Genomic DNA, 1,727 nt, shown 5'->3' with positions numbered 1-1,727 from the left:
ATGCAAATTTTCCCAACCCCCAGTAGCACCAGCAGGCCAAGCGCCAGCTGCTGGGGGTTGGGAAAGCATAGATGACGAAATACCGTTTTGAGTCAAATCGGGCAGGCTGATCCTGCCCATTTAATCCAACTGGAAAAACACAGGAAAAATAAATGATTATTCACCGCGAAACCGATATTTTACGCTGGGCTACTGACCGTAACATTATCGGAGAAAATGCCCAGGCAACGATTGCAGGGCAGTTCAGAAAAACGCTTGAAGAATGGGCAGAGTGGGATCGTGACCGCAATCAGGATGCTATCGGGGATACAGTGGTGACGCTGATCCTGCTGACCGAGCTTTGCGGACGCCAACTTGGAACCCTGAGCGACACCGTTGATCTGCCAAAAGAACACCCGCAGGCCACAATGAACAGCCTTTTTGAAGCGGTTTCTTCAGGCACCCATGAGGATATTGCTCACCGGGCGGCAGGAATGCTGCATCAGCTGGATAAAATCGCCCAGGAGCAAACCTGGTCACTGGAGCAGTGCATTGAAGTGGCATGGAATGAAATCAAGGAGCGCAAGGGCATGATGCTCCACGGTGTTTTTGTGAAGCAGTCCGACCTTGATCTACTCGCAGCAGACAGTATCAGGCCGGTCGGTGCAAGGCTGGAGATTGTTGTCGATAGTGCTGATGGTCGTACAGCTGCCATCAGCAAGTTATGCTCACATGGCTGGAATTGTGATAGCAAGTTCAGCGAATGCCGCTGGACAGTATTCAGCACGGAGAAATCAGAATGATCAGTGATATTACAATACACATGAAGCGCGATTCAGGCACCGTAGTTCAAACTCTATCTAATCCTGCGATAGAGCATGACTGGACCGTTATTGGTATCAGCAATCCTGCGGCGGGATCAATTTGCAGCGTATCAATCCACTTTGAAGACCATGAGCATTATCGCCAGTGGGCAGCCAGCCTGCCAAATGTAGAGCGCAATCTTATGACTCAGGACGATTGCAACCAGAAGGTCGAGAAAGCGGTAAAGGCAGCACGTATAGCCTGGATGCGGCAGGCCAAGCCGGACACCTATAAGCGCTTGGCAGAGTGGTTTATCAGTGGTGATGTGGGCGCGTCATCAAGGGCTATTGCCGCCACATTAACCGGATCTGACTCAACCTATCCGCTCTACCACCCAGCTGATAGTAGCGACTTTGGACGCTGCCACAAACTCCTGAAAGTCGTACCGGAATTTCGAGCGCGTATCACAGAAATGGCTGGATTATCAGAGCAATGGGCAGCACTGGTAAGACGCTGGGATGATCTGGAGGCGGCTTATGAAGAAGATCCGCGTAAGTGCTGGAGCATGATGTGTGAGATACTTTACAAATAACAAAACGCTCAGCGGTGCTTTGCGTCCGACCGAGCTACCTGTTATTAAAAACAACCGTCCACCGTGCCGGTTTTAAGTATTATAGGTTTACATGATTGGAGCGGTTAATCACAAGCCGAAGGATCAACCAATGAAAGAGTTTTTTGCGGTGGAATTTGACCCTGGAAGTGCCGAATTTAAGATCAAGGAAACACTGGTGACGTGTGTGCACAAGGCACCCTGCCGGTTGCGCCGGTTCAGCTCACTGATAATCCGTGACCAGTTTGTCAGCGGCAAGCCGCGCAACCGTTACAGTATTGACTATTATCAAGCGCAAAGGCTGGGTCTGCTATGAGTGTAATACCCGATGGAA

3 protein-coding genes are annotated in these 1,727 nt (G+C 50.4%); all 3 read left to right on the top strand.

Annotation, left to right across the window (positions count from 1 at the left end):
- The first annotated feature begins 152 nt into the window (after positions 1-152).
- The 3 genes from IBX50_RS20435 (at position 153) to IBX50_RS20425 (ending at position 1,709) form a co-directional block, all read left to right on the top strand.
- On the top strand, positions 153-782 hold the full coding sequence (locus IBX50_RS20435; RefSeq protein WP_292258251.1) for a hypothetical protein: 630 nt from the start codon (positions 153-155) through the stop codon (positions 780-782).
- Positions 779-1,375 (top strand): hypothetical protein, encoded by a 597-nt coding sequence (locus tag IBX50_RS20430; protein WP_292258249.1) that lies wholly within the window; start codon positions 779-781, stop codon positions 1,373-1,375. Before IBX50_RS20435 ends, IBX50_RS20430 begins: the two co-directional genes overlap by 4 nt.
- Positions 1,376-1,505: 130 nt before the next feature.
- On the top strand, positions 1,506-1,709 hold the full coding sequence (locus tag IBX50_RS20425) for a hypothetical protein (RefSeq protein WP_292258247.1): 204 nt from the start codon (positions 1,506-1,508) through the stop codon (positions 1,707-1,709).
- Positions 1,710-1,727: the final 18 nt, after the last annotated feature.

Source organism: Marinospirillum sp. (genome assembly GCF_014859565.1).
This window is presented reverse-complemented; position numbering and strand designations above follow the sequence as displayed.